The following is a 22129-nucleotide window of genomic DNA, read 5'->3' as shown; positions in this document are numbered from 1 at the left end:
GCGCCGACTGGGGCCTGTACGTCTCGGTGCACCGTGACCCGGTGACCGGCATCGTCGTGGCGGAGGTCCAGGTCACTGTCCCGCGTCAGCCGGCCGGCTTCTGGAGAGGAGTCGGTTTGGTGGTGAGCAGTGCGGTGATCTCCTGGGCGAGCTCCGGGCCGAGTTCGCCCCAGCCGTCCTTGTAGCCGTAGACGCTCGCCAGGGTGCGGGCGTCGTAGTCGCCGTTCATGATCTCGATGTCGGTGGTGGTGATGAGTGCCGGGTGGGCGACGCCGACAGCTTCCGAGACCTTTAGCAGCTCCTTACGCAGGGTGCGCAGGTAGACAGCGGCCCGGGTGGCCTTCGAGGTCGGATCGAGGCCGCGGGCCAGCCACGGGTTCTGGGTGGCGATGCCGGTCGGGCACTTGTCGGTGTGGCATTTCTGCGCCTGGATGCAGCCGATGGACAGCATTGCCTCGCGGGCGACGTTGATCATGTCGACACCCAGGGCGAAGGCGACGGCGGCGTTCTCGGGCAGGCCGAGCTTGCCGGAGCCGATGAAGGTGAGGTCGTCGGTCGTCGAGCATCGAGTCGACGTCGTGGAACGCGGTGTGCCGAGAGGGGGAGGCGCAGTCCTTGCCGGCCGGGATGCCGCGGATCTTGGCGATCTCGGGGGTCACCTTCGCGCCCGGCAGCATCCCACCGAGCCCCGGCTTGGCGCCCTGGGAGAGCTTGATCTCTATCGCCTTGACCGGGGCGCCGGCGACCACGTCCTTGAGCTTGTCGAGGTTGAAGGTGCCGTCCTCGTTGCGGCAACCGAAGTACGACGTCCCGATCTGGAGAACGAGGTCACCGCCGTTTCGGTGGTACTGCGAGAGGCCGCCCTCGCCCGTGTTCTGCATCGTGCCAGCCAGCGCCGCGCCCTTGTTGAGCGCCGTGATGGCCGCGCCGGACAGCGATCCGAAGCTCACCGCGGGCTGGACCCGGGTGGACGACGGTGAGTGGTACCTGCATCTGTTCGCGCCCCAGCAGCCGGACCTCAACTGGCAGCACCCGGATGTGCACGCGGAGTTCGAGTCCGTCCTGCGGTTCTGGTTCGAGCGCGGTGTGGACGGCTTCCGCATCGATGTGGCGCACGGCCTCGTCAAGGACCCGGAGCTGCCCGACCTGGCGAACATGCAGGCCGCTCACCCCTTCTGGGACCGCGACGAGGTCCACGACATCTACCGCGCCTGGCGCAGGGTGGCCGACGAGTACCCCGGCGACCGTGCCTTCGTCGCCGAGGCGTGGACGGACACCCCCGAGCGGCTCGCCGCCTACCTCCGCTCCGACGGTCTGCACACCGCCTTCAACTTCGACTTCCTCATGACCGACTGGGACGCGAAGGACCTGCGCGCCGTCATCGACGACACCTTCGCGATGCTCGGCACGGTCGGCGCCCCGGCCACCTGGGTCATGTCCAACCACGACGTCATGCGCCACGCCAGCCGCTACGGCCGTAAGGCCGCGAAGAAGTGGGTGGCCAACGAGTCCTACGTCCCCGCGGGCCCCGCGGACTTCGAACTGGGCACTCGACGCGCCCGCGCCGCAGCCCTGCTCACGCTCGCCCTCCCCGGCGGCGCCTACGTCTACCAGGGCGAGGAACTCGGCCTGCCCGAGGTCGAGGACCTGCCCGAGTCCGTCCTCCAGGACCCCGTCTGGGAGCGCTCCGGACACACCGACCGAGGCCGCGACGGCTCCCGGGTCCCGATCCCCTGGTCAGGGCGGACCACACCGTACGGCTTCAGCCCTGAGGGCTCTGAGGGTGCCACCACCGCGCCCTGGCTGCCACAATCCGCGGACTGGGCGCCGCGCACGGTGGAGGCCCAGACCGGCGACGAGACCTCGATGCTGGAGCTCTACCGCGCCGCCCTCCGTGTGCGCCGCGAGCACCCCGCGCTCGGCGACGGCAACTTGACCTGGCTGGACGACGCCCCGGCCGGAGTCCTCGCCTTCCGCCGCGAACCCGGCTTCGTCTGCGTGGTCAACCTGTCCACCGAGCCGTACCAGTTGCACGAACACACGTTGGTCCTGCTGGCCAGCAGCCCCGTCGAGGACGGCCGACTGGCCCCGGACCAGGCTGCCTGGCTCGCGGTGTAGCGAGCCACACCCCCGAATCCCAGGGCCTGTCCGGTCCCACTCCCCGCCGGCCGGACAGACCCTGGCCTCATCCGAGGGCACATTCAAGGTGCCGCCACACTGCCCGGCTCCGGGCCGGGACGGATCGCACCAGCCGTGCTGGACAACCTGCTACCACCCCGCCGGGCGCGCGTCAGGCAGCCGCCAGGAACGCTGCGCCCGGTCGCGCAGACCTCCACCGCAACAACCGCTCGTCCCGCACCGGCCGTCACGGAAGTCCAGGCCTGGGTGGATCGGGCCGAGCCCGACGGCCCGTCCTTCCTGCCCCGCCTCGATTGACGTTGACGGCCACGTGTTCGGCTTCGGGGGGCGCGTGGATGGGGTGGGTTCGCGGGCGGCGGTTTGGGGTGGGCGTCCGAGCCGTGGGTGGTCCGGGCTCGCCGGACGAGACCACGGACGGTGATGATCGTGTGTCGGTGAGGGCGAAGAGGGCGTCGATCGCGAGGGAGCAGTGCTTTGAGCCGCGGCGAGGCGGTGGAGGGCATGTGTTGAACTGGTCTCGGGCCGGCAGGCCGGCGCGGGGAGGAAAGAGGATGCATGGACGAGACACCGGAATTCGTGCGCAGTTACCACCGGGCCCTGGGGCGTGCGGCCATGGGCATGCTCGGGTGCGGGCTGCTGTTGTTGGTCCTGGCTGTGGCGTACTTCATACCGCATGACACTCACGTGGAATCGGTCCTCAACGGTCGCGGTGTACACGTCCGGGGAGTCGTCACGGAGTGCGTGTCGGTGGGCACCAACGATGACGGTTCCACCTCCGCCAACGCCCACTGCCGGGTGCGCTTCGCGGCATCCGACGGGCGAACCGTCGAAGCGCAGCTGGCCTATGTGACGAGCGACCTTGAGAAAGGCCGGACCGTCACCGTCGTGTACGACCCGCATGACACCGGGCTCGTCGCCCTTCCGTCGAGCATCGGCTTTTGGAACACCCTCGTCCGGAACGCGGTGGACGTCTTCGCTCTGGCGGCTTCGGTGGTCATGCTGCTCGCCGGGATCGCGGCTCTCGTCTGGTACCTGCGGGTGCGAGCCCGGATGAGGCGGGCATGAGCGCGACGGCGGCCGATGTGGCGCGAGCCCGGTTCGAGATTTCGCTGAGCCTTCCCACTCCGCTGCTGGCACTGTGGAACGTGAGGGACGGTCTGCTCACTGAAGCCGGCGTGGCCGTGTACTCGGCCGGGTGCATCGGCGAACGCAACACCACTTACGAAGTCGGGCAGTACGCACCGGGTTTCATCCTCATCGGCGACGACAGCGGTGGCCGCGGGTTCCTCCTGCGTGCCGACGATCCGGTCTCCGCCGTGTTCTCCTCCGACCTGGGCGATCTGGATCCCGCGGACTTCGGCGTCGAGTCCACGGACTTCGCGTCCTGGATCGAATCGCTCTGACTTCCGTGTCCCGCGTTAATGAGGATCTTTGGATTCGGCCAGTGCTGCTCGTCCCTTCACATCGTTGGATCTTGAAATGAGTGGGGAGGGTGGGGAGCGAAGAGCATGTGTGAGGACCCGGCGGCCGGAGGCCTGAAGGGTGGTAGAACCGGTTGCGACCGCAGCCCAGCGCCTGAGACCGTGCGGGTTCCCGCAACTGCCACGAGGCTCGGATGACGATCTGCTTCTACGGCGCCGACGAAGTCCCCTACGGCTGCTTCTCCAACTTCTCTGCGCACAGCCTGGATCTCGACGGGCACTTGTGGCCGGCCTCGGAGCACTACTTCCAGGCCCAGAAGTTCATTGGCACCCGCCATGCCGATCTCATCCGTCGGGTCCGCACGCCCTTGCGTGCCGCCGAGTTGGGTCGTGACCCGTCCAAACCGTTGCGGCGGGACTGGGACCGTGTCAAAGGTGACGTGATGCGTCGTGCCGTGGCGACCAAGTTCCGAGCACACCCAGACATCCGCGACATCCTGTTGTCCACCGCCGACGAAGAGATCGTCGAGGACACCACCACCGACCACTACTGGGGCCGCGGCAGGGCCGGTACCGGCAAGAACATGCTCGGCCGGATCCTGATGCGCACGCGCAATCAACTCCGCGCCGAAAGCACAAGGAAGCCACGGTCACTCCGGATAGCGCCCTGTGAAGTAATCGCTCATGCCGCGCCGAGGAGTCCTGGAGTACTTGTGGGGTGCCCGCCACGGCCTGCACGAGAGCGGCGACAAGACCATCGAGGCCTGGGTCGCCCGCACCGCCCACACCGTCCTGGCCGGAGACTGCGGCAAGGCCGCCGCCGCGATCCGCGCGGCCGCCGAACAGGCAGGGATCACCCTCGGCCACCACAAGGGCATCGACGACGCCGTGGCCTACCTCACCAACAAGGCCGAATACCTCCGCTACGACACCGCCCTGGCCGCCGGCCGGCAGATCGCGACGGGCATCATCGAGGGAGCATGTCGCCACCTGGTCAAAGACCGTCTCGACATCACCGGAGCCCGCTGGGGCCTGGCCGGAGCCGAGGCCGTGCTGAAACTCCGTGCCCTGCGCGCCAACGGCGACTTCGACACCTACTGGGCCTGGCACGAAAAACAGGAGTTCACCCGCAACCACCAGGCCCGATACCGCACCACCCTCAGCCTCGCAGCCTGATCAACCAGCACCCTCATTGGATACGCACGCTTCTCAAACCACCTGGCAACCTCACAGGTCAGCACCCCACCAGCTGCCAACTCGAATCGGACAGGACAGCGAGTGTCCTATGGGGAGGGTTAACTGTCCCTCGATCGATCTACATGTGCCTGGCAGCCTCGGCCGATCGCCGGGGGAAAACGGTGGAGGCTCACGATGCAGGAAGATGTCATGACAGCCGGGACGGAGTTGCGGGTCTATCCCGAGCCTGCGGAGGTGTTCGTCGTCGACCAGGTCGAACTGGCGGAGCACCTGAACCCGTTGATCTCGATCGATCTCGCCGGGGTGGACTCGGCCTGGCATGGGTGGATCCACCTGGTCAGCCCGCTGGAACCGGCTGAGGGCTACCTCGGCGACCACACCGAGGCCTTCCACTCGCCCCTGCAGAAACCCAACTGGCTCGGGTTCTCGATGGAGGACGACCGCTACCGCCTGCTCGGCGACCTGCACTACTTTGCGCGTGCGACGACCCCCGAGGAGCTGCCCGACCCCTGGCCTGGGTTCCGTACGCGGCTCGACGAGCACTGCGAGTCCGAGAGGCGCAGCTACCTGGCGCACCGGGATGCCTTCCGCCGTGAAGGTGTCCTGCTCATGCGAGGCGAGGACGGGTCCCCGCAGTACGACGGGGCTGATGCGGTGGCATTGCTGGAGCAGCTTGGCGGCGAGGCGGATGCGAATGGCAATTGGGTCCAGCCCGATCTGTTCCACGTCGAGCACGACGACCAGATCGCGTGGCCGGTAAGTCCGGCCGGGAACCCGTTCCGATTCGTGGCGTCGGTGCCGGGCTGGCACTACCGACGTAGCGGCGCCGACTCGATTCTGCTGTTCTTCGAGCCCGTCGACCGGCTTGCGCTCCTGACTTTCGACTGGAGCTGAGCTTGGCGTTCAACCTCGGCGGGCTTGGTGTTCTTTGATCGATTCGGCGCGTTTGACGGTCTTGCCGACGTCGTGGTGCCTGGTTGGCTGTTTGTTCCTCGAGCCGGGTGGCCGTCCGGGGCCTGGCCGGGACGGTTTTGGTGCGGCCGCCGGACGGGCTGCTGCCGTCGCGCGGACGTTGCGAAACCCCCGGCGGACCCGGGCGGGGGTGAGCCGGCGCGGTGCGGCAGGCCGTTCCCAGGGGCGGCGCAGGTCCTCGGCCAGGGGCCGGGCGAGACGGAGCTGCGTGTGGGCGGCGGTGATCAGCCAGGTCCACAGGTCGGCGGTGTCCGCGTGGCGGATCTTCGGGCAGGTCCAGCCGAGGGTCTGTTTCATCAGCCGGAAGGTGTGCTCCAGGTCGAAGCGGCGGAGGAAGGAGTGCCACCAGCGATCCACGGCCGCCGGTGCGGCGGCGGTGGCCGAGCGCCACGGCCAGACCGGTTTCGAGTCGCGGTCGCCGGGCAGGCGCTCGAACTGGAGGCGGATCAACGTGCCGTGCAGGATGGGGAGTTCTTCCTTGGCGTGGTCCAGCCAGGGGCCGCGGTGGATGAGCCGGGGGTGCGTCCGGTCCCAGGCCGTCGCGGTGGCCGCGCCGTAGCGGGTGGCGTCCGTGGCGGTCGTGACGTCGGGCTCGTGCCAGCTGTCGGGCTTCTTGAACGTGAGGACGCCGCCATGCCGGCGGGGACGCCCGCCCCGGGGGCCCGACCGGGCGGGGCCGGGGTCGCGGAGCATGACGCGGTCCGAGCGCAGGCGTCCGACCAGCACGACGGGAAGGTCGGCGAGAGCGTGGGTCAGGTAGGCGACGTCGTAACCGGAGTCCATCACGATCACGATGTCCGGATCGCCCGGCTCCCAGTGGCCTGCGTTCGTCAACCGCTCGATGAATTCGCAGAGTTGGGCGGCAGTGACGGTGGTCGCGTCGCCGGTCGGGCCCAGGCGGACCGCGTCCAGCAAAGCGACCCAGGAAGTGCGGCCGGACTCCAGGGCGGCGACGAAGGAGTAGGGCCGGCCGGGCAGCAGGCAGTGGCCCATCAAGCGCGTTCGCACCCCACCCCCGGCCGATGCCCTGAAGTCCCATCAAAGTACCTCCGAGATTTCGACCACAGCACCGTTACGACTTCAGTTCGTGTACTGGCAAATACCCCGCGGCAAGTAGGCCCCGTGTCCAGACTTCCCCACATACGCACGATTGTCGATCACTGGAACCCCGCGAGACAGCACGGTCTCAACCCGCCCCACCACACGCTTGCCCTCGTAGGCCGAGTAGTCGACATTCATGTGGTGCGTCTCGGCGGACATGATCTGCTCGGCATTCGGGTCGTAGATGACGATGTCGGCGTCCGCACCCGGAGCAATCGTGCCTTTCTTCGGATACAGCCCGAACATCCGGGCAGGCGCAGCGCAGGCAATCTCGATCCAGCGACGGCGGCTGATATGCCCGTCGACGACGGCCTGGTGCAGCAGGTCCATGCCGTTCTCGACACCCGGCATGCCATTCGGAATCTTCGAAAAGTCCCCCCCGGCCCATCTCCTTCTGCCCCTTGAAGCAGAACGGACAATGGTCCGTGGACACCACCTGCAGATCATTCGTCCGCAACCCACGCCACAACGCCTCCTGATGCTCCTTCGGTCGCAGCGGCGTGGAGCAGACGTACTTCGCGCCTTCGAACTCAGGCTCAGCAAGGTTGTCGGTCGACAGAAAGAGGTACTGCGGACACGTCTCACCGAACACGGGAAGCCCCTCATCCCGAGCTCGCGCCAATTCAACAACGGCCTCCTGAGCTGACACATGCACCACGTAGAGAGGAGAACCCGCCACCTGGCTGAGTTTGATCACCCGATGCGTCGCCTCCGCTTCAAGGAGTGCCTTACGAACTTCACCGTGATAGCGCGGGTCCCTCTCACCGCGTGCCAGCGCCTGCTCCACCAGCACGTCGATCGCGAGACCATTCTCCGCGTGAGTCATCACCAGCCCACCGTTCGAGCCGGCGCGCTGCATGGCTCGAAGAATCTGACCGTCGTCGGACAGGAAGACCCCCGGGTACGCGGTGAAGAGCTTGAACGAGGTGACGCCGGCCGAGACGAGCCCGTCCATCTCTCTGAGCGAGGACTCGTTCACATCGGACATGATCATGTGGAACGCGTAGTCGATCGCGCACTTTCCATTCGCCTTTTCATGCCAGGCATCGAGCCCTTCACCTAAGGGCTGTCCCGTAATCCCTGGCGGGCGCGCGACGACAGCTACGGCGCCTCGCCGCTTTGTCGGAACGTCCGAATACGTCCAGTATGCGGACGTTCCTCTGCCTTGCGATGCACCGCATCTGACGCCGCTCGCTGATCCACCACGGATTACGGGACAGCCCTTAGGGACCCGCCCTTGGACTGGATCGCAAAGTCGATGACGGTTGTCGTGCCGCCCCACGCCGCAGCCCGGGTACCGGTCTCGAACGTATCGGAAGCAAACGTGCCTCCGAACGGCATCTCCATATGCGTGTGGCCATCGACCCCACCCGGAATCACGTACTTCCCGGCAGCGTCGATGACATGGTCGGCCGTCCACCCATGACTGTCATGGGTGGCCATGGCCACGACGCGGCCACCGTCGACGAGCACATCGACGTGCAACTCGTCGGAGGCTGTGATCACCAGTCCGCCAGTGATGAGAGTGCGTGCCATAGCTTCTGCTCCATTCGCGTCGGATCAACGGCGTTCGCTCCTGAACCGTTCTTGCTCGCCCGGTGCGCCCCGATGAGGCTCTACCGGCGGGACAGATAGGCGACTCCGCCCCGCCGGCCGTTCGAGATCTCCGTGTCCCTGCAGGTCAGACGCCTACGAGGACTGAACATCCCTGGTCACCCGAGCCAATGAAACTCTTGTAGAAGTTGTTCAGCGCGTGGAACTGATAGCTCGTCCGCAACGGGAGCCTGTCGGACATCTCAGCCGGAGCGTGGCGGCTCATGATCATGTGGTCCGCCCGCCCTAGCTCGCGTTGGACAGACCAGCCATTGCGCACAGCGGTGACCAGCATCTCTGCGTCTCCGAGGTCGGCAATCGGCTCGCCGGTATTGGTCGGGCGTGGCAGCTCGATCCAGGCGGTGATCGCGTCGGTGTCCATCATGGGTCGGCCGATGCCAACGAACGCCCTGGGCTCGCTGCCGATCTGAGAGGTGACCATGAGGTGGTTGCCCATGCTGGAGATCCCGAGCTGAGCGGCCAGAGTGGTCTCTACCCGGTCGAGGTGCATGATCCAGCCGATGGGCGCCGGGAAATCGGCTCCAAGACCTTCGAAGCCGAGGAAGACCATGTCGATGCGGCCGCTGCGGACCGCTCGCTGAGCCAGCTCCACGAGGGATATGGGGATACTGCGGTCGGTGCCAGTCATGGGCTCCTCCAGGTAAGTCGTGAGCACGGGGAACGGCGTGGCGGCCTCAACGGTTCATGCCGGGCTGGTGGGCTCCGTGTCCTCGGGCTCACCGGAGGACGACGGTTCGTTCAGGGTTTCCTCCTGGGGTACGTGTGCCCACCAGATCTTGGTGGCGAGCGTGATCACCGCGAAGGTCTTGTCTGTAGCGGGATCCCACAGGGCGTAGAAGCCCTCGTCCGTGTACAGGACGTCGACGGGCGTGGACTGAGTCGGCCCGGAGGAGCGGGCACCCCCCTTGCCGCCGTACAGAATGCGGGTGTTGTGGCTGCTGGCCTTCACCCCGGGGACGTCGCTGAGCTTGGTCATGGACCACATTCCCGGTTCCGGCTCGGGGGTGCGCTTCACGGATCCCGCGTCGGGGAAGAGGGTGGTCCAAGTGTTGCGCTCGCTGGGGTCGGTGCCCTTGGCGCCGACGCACAGCCGGAGTCCCTTGGCCGGCGATCCGTTGCGTCGCGCGTTGACGAGCTTAGGCTCGGCGAGCAGGTAGCCGGTGCGGGTGACCTCGTGACCACGGGTGTCGGAGCCGGTGGCGGTGATGTGGTCACCGACCGAGATGCCGTCGATCGTCTTCTGGAGTTCGGCCTTCATGCGGATGTTCCTTCGTCTGGGGGTCTGGGCAAGTTCGTGCTCGGGGATGTCCTCGAGGACGGTGAGTTGCGGGGCGTGCAGAGTGCCGGCGCACACTGTGCAGTCGCAGTCGTGGCAGCAGTGGCTGCAGCTGATGTCGTCGCAGAAAGGGTCGGGACCGTGGTAGTGGCTTGGATCGGTTTCTTCGCAGCCCCAGCTGTGGCAGGACCGGTCTCCCGACTTCGGGAAGACCCGGTGCTCGCGGGTCAGTCCGTGGGCGAGCGGCACGCCGGGGCAGGCGAATGTCGAACGGCGGGCGGCTACTGGTGAAGAGGCAGTGTTCGAAGGCTGCGCTATTCGGTCTTCTCGCGGGCGGCCAGGTAGTCGGTCCAGCTGTTCTGGGCGAGTCGGGCCCAACTGTGGGCGGTGCCGGGGTGGATACCGAAAAGGTCGCTGATCACGATGGGCGGCATGTCTGCCACGGCTTCGATCATGGCGGTGTTCCTGGCGGTGATCACTGAGACGTCGTGTTCCCTCAGCAATCCGTGGAGACGGCTCTCACTGATCGGCCTGCCGGGGAAGTGCCCGGGGAACAGGTAGGTCGGGCCGCTCGTCTGCGGGGGCTTGAGCATGAAGCGGCCCACCGGACGTGCCTCGATCTGCCGCTCGATGAGACGGGCCAACTTGGGTGGGAGGAGGACGGGGTTGCGGCTGATGGTGAGGTATGAGCTTTCGCCGTCGCGGTGGAACCGGTCGCATGTCAACTCGGCGGCGCGGGGGATCGTGAGAGCGTATAGCCCGACTAGCACGCCCGTGATCCGAACTTCGAGCGGGATCGTCTCGTCGTTGAGACACCGCTTCAGCTGTGCTTGATACTCGTGCTCACCCATGAACCGGGAAGGCAGGCCGGACTTCCTGGTGACGAGGGTGATGCCGCTGATGAGCCGCCGGGCGGTGGCCCAGCGGATGAAGGCGCCGATGTGCCTGTGGAGTGACGGACGAGTCGTCAGCCAGAGGTCGAACACCGCCTGGTCGATGGCGTCGAGCTTGAGTTGGTGGTCTTCGAGCCAGGTCAGGAACTCGATGGCAGCACGGATGTCCGCTCGGTCGATTCCAGCGGAACCGACCGTGTAGCGGCCCCGGGCTGATCGGCGTCGCGCGTCACGGATCACGCCCCATTCAGCGAAGGGACGAATGATCCGGGCTCGGTGCGGCGGCAGGTGCTGCACTGTCTGGGCGAACCAGACCTCCAGGCGAGCGAGATTCTCCGCCCGCGCCGGCAGGACGCCGGTGGCCCGCAGAAGCCCACGGAGGTAGCGGGTCGTTCCGTCCTGGGGCAGGACATCCAGAGAGGCGTGGGTGATCGTTGTGTTCTGGTCCACGAGCTCGGCAAGGATCCGCGCGCCGGAGTTGGGTCTCCTCAACCAGTTGATCACCGAGATCGGGTGGTCCGCGGCGATGAGCGCGTCCGCGAGGGGCTGAAGTTCCGGGGCGAGGGAGCCGTCCTCCTGGCTGAGCAGGTCTCGGACTCGGTCGCCTGCGATGCAACGGCCGCAGGTCCCGTCGGTGTAGAGGTCGCCGACGGTGCCGCAGCGGTTGCAGGCGAAGGTGATGTCCGTGCCGCAGCAGGGTCCGCAGAGGCCAGCACCGTCATCGGCGCGGCCCACGAGAACCTGGGGCTGTTGGCATCGGGAGCATGGTGCCGTATCACGCCGGTGCCGTCGGTAACAGGGGCTGCAGACCGGGCCCAGTGGCCAGAGGGCATGTACTGTCCGGTGCTCCCCGCAGCCACCGCATTTCCTGAGGGGGCGCGGTCCGCAGGACAGGCAGAGGAAGGCGCCTGCCCGCTCGATGACGTGGCGGCCTGGGCGGTGGCGGCCGCAGACGACACAGTCGCTGACCGGTCCCCGGTAGCAGCCTGAGCAGAGATCCGCCTTCCCGTCATGGGCCCGAAGCACGATAGGCCTGACCCTGCCACAACGGCCGCAGAGCCGGGCAGGGGGCTCGTAGCAGTTCTTGCAGACCGGCCCGTCCTCGGTGTTCGCATGGACCGGCCGCACGGCTTGGCATCGGACGCAGGGGCGCTCGGGCCGCGGGGCGCATGCCTGGCAAAGGACCCGGCCTTCGGGGGTGCGGAGGTTCGGGAGCCTGAGCCGGCCGCAGTCGGCGCACTCGACCTTGGAACGTTCGTCCTGGTCGTAGCAGTGACGACAGATCGACCCCTCTTCCGCCTTCTTCACGATGAGGCCGTCGAGGCCGCAGCGGGCGCATTGCCGCAGTGTGGTCCGGTGGACGCACCAAGTGCAGCAGCGGCCCTGCGGCATGGGGCGGCTGACATCACGGCCGGGGATGCCGCAGATCGCGCAGGCCAGCTGGGTGACTGCGTCTCCGTGGCCATCGGCGTCCAGCTGGCGCAAGAGTCGGACCAAGCCGTACGGACAGTGCGGCGAGGGAGCCGTGAGCGCGTCGGCGTGCTCGGCGAAGTGCCGGTCGAGTTCCCTGGCCGGGACCGGCCCCCATACCTTCGCGCGTTGGAGGATGTCCTCGGCGGACTGCGCGGTCAGGACAGGTATGCGTTCGCGGATGCGGTCGACGAGGCGGGCCCTGGCGTCGGCGAGTTCGAGCCGGGCCTTCTGCTTGTGGTTCACGGCTTTCCGGGGCGGCGGACGACGGCGCGACGCGGTGTGATCGGCGTCGGATCGCTGTCACCGCCTGCGGTCTTGCGGAGCTGGGTGTTGACGACCTCGGGTTTGATCAGGTCGTTGGGCGTGCACTGGAGGATGTCGCAGAGCGCGACGAGGGTGTCCATGCTCATCCGCTGGGGTGGCTGGGTCACCAGCCGGTAGACCTGCTCGCGTGAGAGGACGATCCCGCGCTCGGCCAGCAGCGGCACCAGGTCCGAGGTCTGGAACATCTCCTGCTCGGCCATCAGCTTCCGGAGCTGCCACTGGTAGCCCATCTTCTTGATCATGTCGTCACGTCCCAGTCGTCGCCCAGCCGGTTCTTCAAGGAAGCCTCCAACAGCGTGTTGCGGTACTCATTCGAGACACCCATATAGATCGCCGTGGTGGCGGCGTGAGAGTGGCCAACTTGCTCTTGGACGAAGCGTGCAGGGTAGCCGAACTCGGTCAAATGGGTGATGTAGCTGTGGCGGAGGCAGTGCAGGTCGAGGTCCTCGTCGAGGCCGGCTGCTTCACGGGCAACGACGAACGCGTCGTTGATCGATCGGGGCGACAACCGCCCAACCCGCTCGGTGACCCAGAGGGCGGGGTGACGTCCAGGTGAGAACTGCGGGCGTATCTCCGTCACCCACTGGTCCAGCACATCGACGCACCAGTCCATCTCTGGAACGGTCAGCACCGTTCGCCGCTTGGGCGGCGACCCCTTCGAAGACTTACCGAAGCGGACCATCGCACTGCCGAAGTTGCCGAACTGGGGCGCCTTGCGACTACGACGCAGGTCGACCAGGTCGAGCCGGGACGATTCCGTGCGACGGGTTCCGTAGGCGTAGACCGCCTTGAGCAGGGCCGCGTCACGCAGAGCGCAGAGAGCACCCTTGCGGCCCTGGCCGCGGATCTTGCCGGGCCGGGCGTCGGCGGCATCAAACAGAGCCTGGATCTCGTCGTAGTCCAGCGGCCGGCGCCGCGGGTCCCCCTCGTACTCGACGGTGTGCAAGACCGAGTTGCCCTCGTGGAAGACCTGCTGGGGCACCTCACCAAACCGCTCCGAGCAGGCCTGAAGCCAGCCGTACCGGACGTCGAGCAGGTACTCCAGGAACAGCCCGATCGTCACCTCGTAGGTGCGAGCGGTCGACATCTGGATCGACGTACTGCCGCCCCGCAGGTGGGAGATGAAGGCTTCACCGTCCGCCGGCGTCCACTGCCACGGGTACAGGCCGGTGAACTCCTCCAGCCGCTCGATGAGCCGTACCCGCGGATCGATCGTCGTGGCTCGCAGAAACCGTGCTGACTGCTGCCTCGCCCAGCCCTCCTTCATCGCGTCGAACACCGCTGGCGCAGGGTCGAGATGGATGACGTTGCGGGCCAGGACGAGGTGCGCTGAACCGGGTGCATGCGTGCTCACCAGGCTGTTGTATCAGATGCATCATTGATGCCTTCACCTGCTAGCCTGCAGGTCAGGTGATAGATCATCTGCCGAGGCGGCCTCTGCCTCATCGGCTCCGACCAGGGCAAACAGCGCTCTGACTACAGTGCGCAATGTTGCATCCGATGCAATTCATCCTGTTTGGCTTCGGTGGGCCAGGCTGCGCGGCATGCGGTGCACTGGTACCGGCCCTCCGGGCGGAGCCGTGCGGAGTGACTCATGGGGAGTCGCCTCTCAGCCTGCCGTCAGCGGGAAGCGGCCGTAGGGATCGAGGATCAGTTCGCCGTTTGTCAGATAGCGTGCGAGGTCGGGGCCTTGGGTCGCAAGGCCGCCGAGACCCTGACCACGCAGGAAATCCGTACCGACGACGTAGTGAGGGCGGACGATCAGCTCACCCACGATGAGCTGGTGGGTGCGATCGCTGTCGTAGCGAAGTGGGTGCGCCGCGCGGTCGACGCGACTGGCTCCAGCGAGGGAGACTGTGCCGTCGGCGGCGGTCTGCACGCACATCCAGGCGGGTACGTGACGGGCTTGAGGGTCCTGCTGGAGGCTGGCCAGAACGTCTCGGTCAGGGTGGAAGCCGGGCATCGGGGATCCTTGTTCGTCGGGGGCGTGGCGGCCGTTTGGTGGTCGCCGGACTGGTCGTATCAAGGGTCGTTTTGTGTGCTCCAGAACCTGGAGCGGCGGACTCGGGATCGTCTGAGTGATCTCTGAGGCCGTGGCCGGATCAGCTGCGCTGATCCCCGCCCCGCCTTCAAGGGCTTCAGGTTGGTCACTTCGAGGATCTTCCGGGCGATCTCGCAGGCGTGCACGTTCGGGCCCTGACCGTCGATCGCCTCACGAACCAGCTCGAGAACTGCGGCGAAATTCGCCTTCTTCTTTTGGATCGGATCTGTACCGTGGTTTCAGTTCTGGGTCGCGCTTATGAGCGCCTTCCTGGCGCGGCGCTTCTCGGCAAGAGCCCGCAGGGTACGCAGGAGGATCCACCAGCACAGGCCGCTGAAGGCGATACTGACGATGATCGGCGTGTACTGGCCGGTCACGACGCAGAAAACCGCAGCCGGCGCGAGGACGATCACGTTCGTCGCGAACATGAGGGTGAACAGGACCCGGCCGACAGTCTTGACCGCGCGGTCGTGCCACGTTGAACCGGAGGTACTGGTAGTGGCGTTCATGTCAGCGCTCCTCCTCCATGATGTAGATCTTCTCGGCGACGTAGGCGTTGTCCTGCTCCTCGGCTGCGGCTTCCACCTCATGGGAGATCTGGCTGATCACCGGGATCTGCGTCAGTCGGTCGATCGGATAGGCCGTGCGGATGGTGATCACGGCGGTGGTGAGGCCAGCAGCAGATGGGAACGTCACGTCGTCGAGTTCCGCGTGTGCGCCACGGATGCTGTAGCTCGCCGCAATGGGCACCGTGAGTCGCGACAGCTCCGGCATCTGCTCTGCACGGGTCTGCAGTGCAGCGCTCACTGCGCCGTGAACGTCAGCGAACTCGCTGGAGTGCAGGACCACCGGCGCAGCGTGCTCGTAGCCCGCCGCCACCTCGAAGGCGACCTTGGCGGCCTCGACGACACGCGTCGGGCAGTGCTGTCCCGAGTGGACCTCGTCTCGCCCCGTCATCTTGGAGCACAAGTGGCAGTGCGCGGGCTCCAGGTCCAAAACGCAGTTGCAGCGCATGTGGTCCGTCTGTCGGGGATCAGTGGATTCGAGAGACTGGCTCATGGTTGCACTCCTGGCGTGGACGTGATCTTTCGAAAACCAGACCGAATCAGCTCCGCCGATCAGGCAGAAGGAAAGAGCCCCCCGCCCGGCGAGCATCATGCTCAGCCGGCGGGGGGCTCTGCGGAATTCACATGCCGACGCCCAGAGGTGAGCTCCAGTCGGCTACGGCTGGATGCTGCCGTCCGGCACGAGGATCGTGATCCGGTCTTGGCACAGCTGCTGGCCACCGTTGGAGAAGAGGCCACTCAGGCTTCCTGCGTCCGTGCCTTCCTGGTCGGGTCCGATCTTCAGCCGACCCCTGGCGTGCGCATCGCCGGTGTAGCTCGGCTTCGACGCATCGATGGGCTTGACCGTGCAGCGCAGCCGCTCAAGGCGTGGCGTCCGGTCTGCCTCATGTGGACCGATGATCCGGACCTCGATGTCGTTGGTGAATGTCAGACGGCGCCAGGGGAACTGCCGCCGCTCGCTTTGTTCTTTCACCGACACGCTCTTGGGCACGACGACGTCGTGGTCCTCGATGGTCGTGTACTCGTAGATGCCGGTGTTCGGATCCTCTGTCGTAAGGGTTGCCTTGTAGTAGGAGCCGTCGGTGCGCTTGACGAGCTTCTGCACAGAGTCCGCGACGTAGACGATCTTCGTGTTCGCCATGGCAGCGCGCTCTTGGGTCTCTTCTTGCCCCTTGATGTGGTTGAGCCAGAGGAACACGCCTGCGACCAGGGCGGCAATTATCGCGATCGAGATCGCCCAGTCACGCAGGCGTTGGCGTAAGGGGGTGTTGTACATGGTGCTGGGTCTCTCTCATTCTGGGCGTGGTCAGGTGGTTTCGATGTTGCTGCGCACACGCAGCCGTTTGGCGAAGAAGCCAGCCTGGACGGTGAAGTGGCCCGGCAGCTGGTAGAGCTCAGGGCCGACGCCGGTCGGGCGTGGGGTGGGGCGGCCGTGGGAGCCGCGCACGCCGTGCCCGAGGCCCAGGTACTCCGTGGCCCGCAGCCACCGGCGCGCGCCGACCGCTTACCGCATGCTGGCCGTGTGGCGCCGGACCAACCGGCCGCGCGCCGCGGTGATCGTGGCAGTCATGGTGCCGCCACTCAGTAGCCCTTGCGGGCCGCCGCGCGGGGCTGTGCTTCGGCGTCACGGTCGGGGATGGCGGCGAGGAGTTCGCCAGGGTTGTCGGCCCTGGCGAGGGACTTGGTGCGGGCCGGGTCGGCGTACAGGGTCCACACGTCGCCGCCCATACGGGGCCAGTAGGAGAGCTGCCAGAACCGGCGGTTGGCGTAGCTGATCCGCCAGGAACGCGGGCCGGACGGGTGTGCGCTCGCACCGGCCGGAAGGTCCGGCAGTTCCGGCGCGGGACCGAACGCGCGGTCTATGTAGGCGAGGTGTTCGGCGGTCGGCACGATGGCGACGCGCACCGTGTGCGGCCACCGGTGTCCGTCGGGCAGCATCGGCGCCCACTCCTTCCACTGCGCCTCGCTCGTCGCGCTGCCGGTGTACGGCGCCCAGGCCGCGCCGGGCGCGTAGTTGAAGCCAAGCCGCATCAGGTGCCACCCGGCGGCGATCTTCAGCCCTTCCGTGTTCACACCGTCGGTGATGGCGTCCAGGTAGATCCCGGCCGGGTCGTTCTCCCGACCGGCTGGGCCGCGCTCCGTGAGCGGGATCATGTGGCGTTCCGCCGTGCTGCCCTCGGCGGTCATCAGCCGCAGCGTGGCGGCCCCACCGGCCAGCGGGTACGCCATCCGGATTTCCGCGACGGTCGGCAGGGCGGAGAGCTGGCTTGCGCGCATGCGCGCTAGAAGCCGTTCGTCCATGGTGGCCGACACCTGGGTACGCTCGCCGCCCTCGGCGGCCATGCGCCACGCGGCGCCGCGCGCACGGGAGCCCTGGTCGCAAGTTGCCAGCGCGGTCGTCTCGGGCGCGGCAGCGCCCTTCTCCCGCTCGTGGGCAACCGCGCGGACCGCCAGCGCGAGCGCGCCCTTACGGGTGGTGCTGTGGCTGCCGACCTGCCGCCGCTCGCCGCCGACTTCGCGCACCATCCAAACCAACTCGGCGTTCCTGGTCACCTGGTACGTCGCATAGGTGCACTGCGGAAACCGGCGGCCGTTGAGCGTCTCACCGGGAAGGTCGAACAGCCAGCCGTCTACGCCGTATTCGGTACCCTCCGGCGCACGGCCGTTGGTCGGGGTGCACCGGCGATAGGAGCGGGTGACGATCTCCCGAACGATGCTGCGGGCCGTGGTGGTGGTCATGGTTTGGGGTTCCTTCCCGAGTGCTGCCGTGGTCTCCGCACGCCGACCGGCGTGCGGTCAGTGCCCCCGCCCCGCCTCGAACGGGGAGGGGCCGGCCAAAGGCCCCGGATCCGGGGGCGCCGTGGCGTTAGAACGGAGGGCAGCAGAGGTGATCGGCGCACACGTGCGCGGCGGCCTCGGCCTCTTCGGCGGCGCGCTTGCGCTCGTACTCGACCGCGCGCTTCTCGGCTCGCGCCACACACGGCGCGTTGTCGCACCGGCTGTGACCGGTGATCCCGTCCGTGGACGGGTCATAGTGGGTGATCAGGCCGTAGTCTTCGCATGAGCCGCACAGCGGTTCCGGGGCGTGCAGAGTCTCACCGGACACGCGCCCGGTCCAGTTGGACGAGTCGTACCAGGCGCCTTGCCCGTCGTCCTCGATCCACTCGATACCGCGTCCGCAGTGCACACAGACCCGCTCCGGCTCAGGCAGCATCAGCCCGAAGTGTTCGGCGACCGCGGCAGCACACTGCCCGGACTGAATGCCTGCGGACGCCGTGGGCTTGTGCTCGTCGTCGAACCCGTCGTAGACGAACCGGGTTCCCTCGTCGTCGGTGACCGTGGCGGCCACGGCCCACAGTGCGACGGCGGGCAGGTCGTAGTGATCGGAGAACCGGCGCCCCTCCGGGGTGCGGGCGGACGGGTCGGCCACACAGTGAATCCACACCCGCGCACGTCCCGGCACGCTGCACACCACGTACTCCGTAGGCAGGTCGCGCCACGGTTTGTCTACGCAGTACACAATCCCGAGCGCTTCGAGCGCCTCGCGGAGCATGGCGCCGGTGTGGCCGTCGTACGCGGGGCGCGTCTTGGTGAGGCTGGGGCGTGCGGTGAGCGTGGACATGCGGGGTTCTCCTCGGGATTGGTGCGTGTGCCGTGGTCGTGGGGGCGCCGCCGGTCGACGGCGCCCCGTAGGGAAGGGATCAGAAGAGCGGGGCACGGTTGTCGGCTGTGCTCGCCGGGATCAGTCCGGCGGTGGCTGCCAGGGCGCGCACCGCGCGCCGGTCGCTCGCGTCCAACTCGGTACCGCCGTCCGTCTCCGGCTCGACTGTCCCGTGCTGCGAGCCCCGGTCACGCTGCACACGGCACGGCTTCGGGGGCTGCGTGGCCGGATCGGGCGCCGGTCGCGACGCTGTGGCGGCCAACGGGGCCAGGGCGGTGGCGAGATCGATCTTCCGGCCGCGGGCGATCTCGGTGGCAGGGACGTCGATGCGGAAGCCGCCGGCCGGGTAGCTCGGGTGGGTCGAGAACACCACGGCGCACATCCAGGAACCGGAGTGGCGCTTACGTGGCACGGGCTCTTCCTCAACGCCGTCGGGCAGAGCCTCCTTCCGGAACTCCATCGGCACTACGACGACGCGGTAGGACTGGTTCGTGCGCGGCGGCTCCCAGGGCAGCTCGACGAGCAGGTCCTTGGGCCACTCTTCGATAGTCACGGGCAGGGTGGACAGGTAGTGGTTCAGCGAGCCTTCGGGGGCCTGGGCCAGCCGGGTCCGCTCCTGCTCTTCGGTCTCGATGAAGCCGATGCGGCTGAGGAAACTCATGATGGTCAGTGGTCCTTGGTCAGTGCCTGTGCTGGGGGTGGGCCGCCGGCATGGGTTCGAAGAAGGCGAGCTCGGCGAGCTCGCAGCGCACGCCGTAAATGCGTGCGTCCTCCAGGGCGGCGAGGTCCTGGTGCACGAGGTCGTCTGGCTTCGTCAGCCAGTGGACGAACACCCCGGTGTCGTCATGGCCGTTCTTGGAATGCCGGACGATGATGCCGATGTTGCCGGGGACTGCGTCGGACTCGTATTCGAGGTATCCGCTGGGCTCGGCGAGGAGGACGTAGCTGCCGACGGCGGGCCGGACGCGCTGCTCGGTCTTGCTGCCGTAGTCCTTGGCCCGCGGCTTCCATCCGATCAGGTCCGGCAGGAGGAAGGCGAGTCCCATCGTCGCGAGGGCGGCAGCGAAGACGATGAGGATGATGGGCAAGCCGGGCGTGGTCTGGAGAGTGTTCATCGGCGTGGTTTCCTTCGCGACAGCAGTAGAGGGGAAGAGGAAAGGCAGGGCGAAGAAGCCGCTGGTCAGCGTGTCTCGCTGTAGCCGCACTCGGAGCACGTGTGCGTGACCTTCTTGGCCTTCTTGCTGGCGCGGACGCCGTGGGCGTTCGACTCCATGTCGATGGCGCAGTTCGGGCAGTTCATGGCTCGGCTCCTGACGTGACGAGGATGTTCTTCAACGCCAGATCCGGATCAGCTCCGCTGATCCTTTGTGCTCACTGCCTTCACGGGGCGAGTAAGGCGAGCCACGAAGAAGAAAAAACACAGCACCCCGGCGCCGCTGCTGCCCGAAGGCAGAGCGCGCACCGGGGTGCTGGGGAAGCCGGAGCCGCGGAGATCTCCAGGGACGCGCCGCAGGGATCAGCTGCAGCGCTCAGGAACCCTTTCCGCGGTTGGTCTGCACGGTGTGTCCACTTGCGCACGCCGAGGATCAGTCGGCGCACTGCGGATTCGAACCGCTCCGTGCAGAAGTCTATGGCGGGTCTGTTGTCGATTGCCCGGATCAGCTGTGCTGATGACTCGAGAACAGTCGCGGTTTGGCCGGCAGTGAGGTCAGATCCGGTTGAGGGCGTCGAAGAGCAGGTCGCGCCAGCGGGCGCCCCCGGAGGGGGCGGGTTTACGAGCGGTGGGCGGAGGTGTTGGGGCACGCGGCGTGGTCGAGCGTTCCCTTGCCCCGGCAGACGGGACAGCTGGTGTTGAGCATGTCCAGCAGCAGTGCGTTGAGGGCCTGGACGGTCGCGGCGTGGGTGCGCTGGTCGCGGTCGTGCCCGATCGCGGCGGCCTCCAGCATCCTGCGGGCGAAGAGGGCGATGGCCTCGCGGACGCCTCCGACGCTGCCCAGGTCCAGGGCGGCGATCTCGGTGTTCATGGGCCGCTGGTGGGGGCGGCGGGCGGGGACGGTCGGGGTGGTGATGCTCAACGCGTTCTCCTATCCAGGCGAGTTGGGCGGTGCCGGGGGGAGGCGCCCCGCGGACCTGGGGCAGCCCCCGGCCAGGCCCGCCGGGAGGGGTGAAGTTCTAGAGATCGTCAAGCGGCCTGAAAGGGCAGCTGCTCGTCCTGCACGGCGCTGGCGGCGTGCACGACGGCGGGCGCAGCAGCGGCGACCGGGGCGGGAGCCTGGGCCTGCAGGTTCTGGTTCTGAGCCTCGGCCTTGGTGACGCGCTTGGCCAGGCGGGCCTGGGTGGTAGCGCGGGACTCCAGGAAGGAGATGTTCTGGATCTCGAGCTTGACCTCGAAGACCTCCGCACCGTTCTTGGTGTAGCGGTTCATGCGGGGCTCGTAGCTGAGGGCCACCAGGTCGCCCTTGTGCACGTGAGCGAACGGTCCGGTGCCCGGGGTCTGGGCGCGGACGAATGCCTCGAACGGCAGGGCATCGGAGATGCGGTTGCCCTGGGCGTCGGTGTAGCGGTCGACGAAGGCGGTGATCATGACCTTCTTGGAGCCGTCCTTATTCTCGAAGACCTTCGGGTCGTTCGCCAGGCGGCCGATGACGGATGCGGTGCTGTTCGGGTTCGACATGGTGGATTCTCCTTGAATACAGCGCAGCGCTCGGATCGACGTCGTCGTCCGCGCGCAGTTGGGTGGGTTGCTGAGATGTTCAGTTGTCTGTCATGCCACCATCCGGATCAGCTTCGCTGATCAGATGATGTTCTCTTTCAATGCTTCTTCCGAATCAGCTGTGCTGATCGAATGCTTGTCATTCCGAGCCCCGAATCGGCTTCGCCGATCAGACTCGTGTTCTTCGCCGGGTTACCGGCCACTCCCCCGACCAGACCTCCGGCCCGATGCACGGATGTCCCGCAGCTCGGCTTCCAGCTGATCTGCTCTGGCGGTGTCGCCGACCTTGCAGGCGAGCCGGTAGGAGTGTTCGAGATCGACGATCTTGCCTCGGTGGACGATTGCCAGGGTGAACCAGAACGCCAGCAGGACCAGCCCGACGGCGATAATGATTCCGACGCTCACAGCGTCACCCGCACCTCGTAAGCCTTCAAGAGGTACGGTCCGACGGTGAGTGAGTGCACCACCTCCACCAGACCGGCCCGCGCCAGGCTAGCCATCGGGCCCGAGTACTCAGGCCAGCCCTTGATGAAGACGTTTCCGGGCTCGGGCGTGAGACCGTAGCCCTGCAGGCTGACCGAGATGGGCTGAGCGGGACCTTCGCCGCTTTCGAGTTCCAGCACGCGGTTCTCGTCGTCGTGCACGAGCGACCCGGTCAGCTCGATGCCGCCGAAGTCGATGGTGACGTCGTGCTTCACAGTGGTCGTGGACTCAGCCATGGTGGTCTCTCTCTTCTCG

At 67.1% G+C, this 22129-nt stretch carries 22 protein-coding genes and 6 pseudogenes; 6 read left to right on the top strand and 22 right to left on the bottom strand.

Annotated features, from left to right (window positions below):
* Nucleotides 1-85: 85 nt before the first annotated feature.
* Nucleotides 86-995, bottom strand: a pseudogene (locus ACZ68L_RS37545) (glutamate synthase-related protein); the annotation flags it as partial.
* Between ACZ68L_RS37545 and ACZ68L_RS37540 the strand changes: the two are divergent.
* From ACZ68L_RS37540 to ACZ68L_RS37515, 6 genes and pseudogenes are all read left to right on the top strand, one after another.
* Nucleotides 958-2118 (top strand): annotated as a pseudogene (locus ACZ68L_RS37540) (alpha-amylase family glycosyl hydrolase); the annotation flags it as partial. The pseudogenes ACZ68L_RS37545 and ACZ68L_RS37540 sit on opposite strands and share 38 nt — an antisense overlap.
* A 576-nt stretch (nt 2119-2694) precedes the next feature.
* Nucleotides 2695-3204, top strand: a complete 510-nt coding sequence (locus ACZ68L_RS37535; RefSeq protein WP_469586732.1) for a DUF3592 domain-containing protein — start codon at nt 2695-2697, stop codon at nt 3202-3204.
* Entirely contained in the window at nt 3201-3542 is a 342-nt protein-coding gene (locus ACZ68L_RS37530) for a hypothetical protein (RefSeq protein WP_469586729.1), read from the top strand. The genes ACZ68L_RS37535 and ACZ68L_RS37530 overlap by 4 nt, the downstream gene beginning before the upstream one ends.
* Before the next feature lie 212 nt (nt 3543-3754).
* Nucleotides 3755-4174, top strand: a pseudogene (locus tag ACZ68L_RS37525) (NADAR family protein); the annotation flags it as partial.
* A gap of 70 nt (nt 4175-4244) precedes the next feature.
* Nucleotides 4245-4736 (top strand): hypothetical protein, encoded by a 492-nt coding sequence (locus ACZ68L_RS37520; protein WP_469586726.1) that lies wholly within the window; start codon nt 4245-4247, stop codon nt 4734-4736.
* Nucleotides 4737-4946: 210 nt separating this feature from the next.
* Nucleotides 4947-5651: a hypothetical protein gene (locus tag ACZ68L_RS37515; RefSeq protein ID WP_469586722.1), complete on the top strand. Its 705-nt coding sequence runs from the start codon at nt 4947-4949 to the stop codon at nt 5649-5651.
* Nucleotides 5652-5660: 9 nt separating this feature from the next.
* Here the strand turns inward: ACZ68L_RS37515 and ACZ68L_RS37510 are convergent.
* The 21 genes and pseudogenes from ACZ68L_RS37510 to ACZ68L_RS37410 all read right to left on the bottom strand — a co-directional run.
* Nucleotides 5661-6707, bottom strand: a pseudogene (locus tag ACZ68L_RS37510) (transposase); the annotation flags it as partial.
* A 102-nt stretch (nt 6708-6809) separates the two neighbouring features.
* Nucleotides 6810-7887 (bottom strand): annotated as a pseudogene (gene hydA / locus ACZ68L_RS37505) (dihydropyrimidinase); the annotation flags it as partial.
* 164 nt (nt 7888-8051) lie between these two features.
* A pseudogene (locus ACZ68L_RS37500) lies at nt 8052-8366 on the bottom strand (amidohydrolase family protein); the annotation flags it as partial.
* Nucleotides 8367-8511: 145 nt separating this feature from the next.
* A complete protein-coding gene (locus tag ACZ68L_RS37495) occupies nt 8512-9072 on the bottom strand; it encodes a hypothetical protein (protein ID WP_469586719.1) in 561 nt (186 codons plus the stop codon).
* A gap of 54 nt (nt 9073-9126) precedes the next feature.
* Entirely contained in the window at nt 9127-9969 is an 843-nt protein-coding gene (locus tag ACZ68L_RS37490; protein WP_469586716.1) for a hypothetical protein, read from the bottom strand.
* Nucleotides 9970-10034: 65 nt separating this feature from the next.
* The gene (locus ACZ68L_RS37485; protein WP_469586714.1) at nt 10035-11348 is read right to left on the bottom strand and encodes a hypothetical protein; all 1314 of its coding nucleotides are present in this window, start codon (nt 11346-11348) and stop codon (nt 10035-10037) included.
* Nucleotides 11349-12325: 977 nt separating this feature from the next.
* Nucleotides 12326-12652, bottom strand: a complete 327-nt coding sequence (locus ACZ68L_RS37480) for a helix-turn-helix domain-containing protein (protein ID WP_469586711.1) — start codon at nt 12650-12652, stop codon at nt 12326-12328.
* A complete protein-coding gene (locus ACZ68L_RS37475) occupies nt 12649-13677 on the bottom strand; it encodes a tyrosine-type recombinase/integrase (protein ID WP_469586758.1) in 1029 nt (342 codons plus the stop codon). Before ACZ68L_RS37475 ends, ACZ68L_RS37480 begins: the two co-directional genes overlap by 4 nt.
* 342 nt (nt 13678-14019) lie before the next feature.
* On the bottom strand, nt 14020-14373 hold the full coding sequence (locus ACZ68L_RS37470) for a hypothetical protein (RefSeq protein ID WP_469586708.1): 354 nt from the start codon (nt 14371-14373) through the stop codon (nt 14020-14022).
* 317 nt (nt 14374-14690) lie between these two features.
* Nucleotides 14691-14960, bottom strand: a complete 270-nt coding sequence (locus ACZ68L_RS37465) for a hypothetical protein (RefSeq protein WP_469586703.1) — start codon at nt 14958-14960, stop codon at nt 14691-14693.
* 1 nt (nt 14961) lies between these two features.
* A complete protein-coding gene (locus ACZ68L_RS37460; protein ID WP_469586700.1) occupies nt 14962-15510 on the bottom strand; it encodes a hypothetical protein in 549 nt (182 codons plus the stop codon).
* A gap of 162 nt (nt 15511-15672) precedes the next feature.
* Nucleotides 15673-16293 (bottom strand): hypothetical protein, encoded by a 621-nt coding sequence (locus tag ACZ68L_RS37455; protein ID WP_469586697.1) that lies wholly within the window; start codon nt 16291-16293, stop codon nt 15673-15675.
* Nucleotides 16294-16323: 30 nt separating this feature from the next.
* Entirely contained in the window at nt 16324-16464 is a 141-nt protein-coding gene (locus tag ACZ68L_RS37450) for a hypothetical protein (protein ID WP_469586694.1), read from the bottom strand.
* Between the two features lie 134 nt (nt 16465-16598).
* Nucleotides 16599-17756 carry a hypothetical protein gene (locus tag ACZ68L_RS37445; RefSeq protein WP_469586687.1) on the bottom strand — a complete coding sequence of 386 codons (1158 nt, stop codon included), beginning with the start codon at nt 17754-17756 and terminating at the stop codon, nt 16599-16601.
* Nucleotides 17757-17883: 127 nt separating this feature from the next.
* A complete protein-coding gene (locus ACZ68L_RS37440; protein ID WP_469586683.1) occupies nt 17884-18639 on the bottom strand; it encodes a hypothetical protein in 756 nt (251 codons plus the stop codon).
* 79 nt (nt 18640-18718) lie between these two features.
* Entirely contained in the window at nt 18719-19339 is a 621-nt protein-coding gene (locus ACZ68L_RS37435) for a hypothetical protein (protein WP_469586678.1), read from the bottom strand.
* Nucleotides 19340-19358: 19 nt separating this feature from the next.
* Nucleotides 19359-19793: a hypothetical protein gene (locus ACZ68L_RS37430; RefSeq protein WP_469586672.1), complete on the bottom strand. Its 435-nt coding sequence runs from the start codon at nt 19791-19793 to the stop codon at nt 19359-19361.
* A gap of 657 nt (nt 19794-20450) precedes the next feature.
* Nucleotides 20451-20753 carry a hypothetical protein gene (locus ACZ68L_RS37425; RefSeq protein WP_469586669.1) on the bottom strand — a complete coding sequence of 101 codons (303 nt, stop codon included), beginning with the start codon at nt 20751-20753 and terminating at the stop codon, nt 20451-20453.
* 107 nt (nt 20754-20860) lie between these two features.
* Nucleotides 20861-21352 (bottom strand): single-stranded DNA-binding protein, encoded by a 492-nt coding sequence (locus ACZ68L_RS37420; protein WP_469586665.1) that lies wholly within the window; start codon nt 21350-21352, stop codon nt 20861-20863.
* A 231-nt stretch (nt 21353-21583) separates the two neighbouring features.
* Nucleotides 21584-21796 (bottom strand): hypothetical protein, encoded by a 213-nt coding sequence (locus tag ACZ68L_RS37415; protein ID WP_365688694.1) that lies wholly within the window; start codon nt 21794-21796, stop codon nt 21584-21586.
* Nucleotides 21793-22110 carry a hypothetical protein gene (locus tag ACZ68L_RS37410; protein WP_469586661.1) on the bottom strand — a complete coding sequence of 106 codons (318 nt, stop codon included), beginning with the start codon at nt 22108-22110 and terminating at the stop codon, nt 21793-21795. The genes ACZ68L_RS37415 and ACZ68L_RS37410 overlap by 4 nt, the downstream gene beginning before the upstream one ends.
* Nucleotides 22111-22129: the final 19 nt, after the last annotated feature.

This window comes from Streptomyces sp. NPDC104309 (assembly GCF_055584025.1).
Note: the sequence above shows the minus strand (reverse complement) of the source record. Positions and strands in the feature narration are given on the sequence as shown.